We start from the raw sequence: 1219 nt of genomic DNA, 5'->3' as shown, positions 1-1219 counted from the left end.
GGATGCCCGTGCGATAGCGGTAAATAACCGCTCGACAAACAAGCGATTATCGCGGGCGGTAACGCCAACTTGGCCAGGGCGGCCTGGCAACAGATCTTTGATGCGCTCCCATTGGTCATCGCGCAGGGCATGGCGGCGTTGTGCGATCTGGGCTCTCCTCAATGTTGCGATCGTGATGGACGAGAATCATGGCACGCTCAAGGAATTGATGACACGCCCTAGTGGACGGTCCCTTACCTCAAAGGCTACGCCAGCTTGCCCGAGCTGCTCCTGGGGTTGACCGAGTATTTCGCCTTCTACAATGGCGAACGCCCCCACCAATCCCTGGGGTACCTCACGCCTGATGCGGTCTACCGATCGGGAAACGGGGGTGGGGCCAAGATCGTCGATCGCTTCGGCGAGACAACACTGGGGCAGCGCCAAATCGCTGCGATTGAGGTGGCCAGTACAACTTAAATTCGAGGGAAAACTGTCCTGGACATGGAGTCCACTTTACGTTGCTCCTCAATCCTGGAAAACCGACGTCAAATAAGGAGGTCGACAGCCTGCACAACGACACCTGAGCGACGCGATATCTTTTTTGACAACGACCGACACCTTCTCCGAGTACTACCTGGCCGCCGAGATCGCCAACACCACGGAGGGGATGAACATCGCCGTCGACGACGCGGACTGGGCACGCTTCACCAACGCCAGCCGCGAAGAACTGTGTACCCTCTTGCTCGATCTAGCCACCCGTGTCGACCTCGCCAAGCTGCGCAAGACGACCCGCAGACCGAAGAAACCGCGCACGCCGAAAACCCAGTACAAGGGCAAGATCCATGTGTCGACCGCCAAGGTGCTGGCTGGCACTTGACCGCGTACTCAAAATGGCAACTTAAAAGGGCTGGGTACGCGACCAACGACGAAACACGGAGTTAATGTCAAATCTGGTGTATGGCCTCCATCAGGCGGCGATCCGATCTGACTGATCGTTCACTTGCTCTCCATCGCGGAACGGGACGTTATTGACGACCAGTTCCAGTTTTCCAAATCCCTTGATGCGCCTCCAGTTCTTCTGCGCCGACTGGAGCAGCTTGAAGACCATCGCCAGCGTGGTCTCGCGTGCCCCGCAGTTGCGGGTGCGGTTGGTGCGCAGTCGCCCGGTGGCGAAGGTCGATTCGATCGGGTTGGTCGTGCGAATGTGCACCCAATGCTCGGCCGGATAGTCGTAGAAGGC

General features: G+C 58.3%; 1 protein-coding gene and 3 pseudogenes. 2 read left to right on the top strand and 2 right to left on the bottom strand.

The window, feature by feature from the left end; genetic code table 11:
* Positions 1-147: pseudogene (locus tag THIDRDRAFT_RS25240) on the bottom strand (transposase); the annotation flags it as partial.
* Positions 148-234: 87 nt separating this feature from the next.
* On the opposite strand from THIDRDRAFT_RS25240, the pseudogene THIDRDRAFT_RS23260 reads away from it, so the two are divergent.
* Both THIDRDRAFT_RS23260 and THIDRDRAFT_RS23255 read left to right on the top strand, forming a co-directional pair.
* Positions 235-456 (top strand): annotated as a pseudogene (locus THIDRDRAFT_RS23260) (integrase core domain-containing protein); the annotation flags it as partial.
* Positions 457-580: 124 nt separating this feature from the next.
* Positions 581-856, top strand: a complete 276-nt coding sequence (locus THIDRDRAFT_RS23255; protein ID WP_007043401.1) for a hypothetical protein — start codon at positions 581-583, stop codon at positions 854-856.
* Positions 857-946: 90 nt separating this feature from the next.
* Here THIDRDRAFT_RS23255 and THIDRDRAFT_RS23250 read toward each other — a convergent pair.
* Positions 947-1219, bottom strand: a pseudogene (locus THIDRDRAFT_RS23250) (IS256 family transposase); the annotation flags it as partial.

This window comes from Thiorhodococcus drewsii AZ1, assembly GCF_000224065.1.
In the GTDB taxonomy this organism is placed as follows: domain Bacteria; phylum Pseudomonadota; class Gammaproteobacteria; order Chromatiales; family Chromatiaceae; genus Imhoffiella; species Imhoffiella drewsii.
This window is presented reverse-complemented; position numbering and strand designations above follow the sequence as displayed.